The organism is Halochromatium glycolicum (assembly GCF_016584085.1).
Taxonomy (GTDB): Bacteria; Pseudomonadota; Gammaproteobacteria; order Chromatiales; family Chromatiaceae; genus Lamprobacter; species Lamprobacter glycolicus.
Window position 1 is genome coordinate 1 of sequence record NZ_NRSJ01000139.1, and the last position, 579, is coordinate 579.

At 65.8% G+C, this 579-nt stretch carries 1 protein-coding gene; it reads right to left on the minus strand.

All coding sequences use genetic code 11. The features are described from left to right. A partial coding sequence (locus tag CKO40_RS23875) for a hypothetical protein (protein WP_200348949.1) occupies window positions 1-435 on the minus strand: 435 nt, incomplete at its 3' end. Window positions 436-579: the final 144 nt, after the last annotated feature.

A 579-nucleotide genomic window follows, 5' to 3' on the forward strand; every position in this document is an offset into this window, starting at 1 on the left:
GTCGCGGTAGATCAGACCGGCCTGGTCGACATAGAGCGAGGAGCCGAACCGGAACCGCAGCGATCCGCGTACGATGCGTTCGTTGTAGCCGGGGGTCAGGTCGAGCCGCAAGTCGTTAAGGATGAGGGTTTCGCTGGCCGGGGTGCCGACGTGATCGGCGGGCAGGTAGCTGGCGGTGACTGCCCCGCCCTCGTAGAGATAGCCGGCGAGACCATCCTCGAAGCCGGTGAGGACGCGGCGCCACTCGGTGATGATCTGATTGCCCTCGGTGCGGGTGCCGGTGTCCTCGCGCTCATAGAGCGGGATCTTGATCGGCACGAGCCCGTAGGGGAACACGGAAAAATCGTTGCTGACGTAATCGACCGAGCCAGTCGGCCCGGTGGGGCTGACCAGGGCGCCGGAGCCGTCGCGGTCGCGGAAGGTGATGGTTGGCATGGGTTTACCCGTTGTAAGGCGAGACGCGGAGGCGCCAATTCGTCAGCGCGCACGATCCGCTGAATATGGCCCTGGGGTTCGACGCCGTGAACGTCACGCCGGCGACAGTGAACTCGGCGCGCGAGCTGTAGCCCGGCAGCGAGA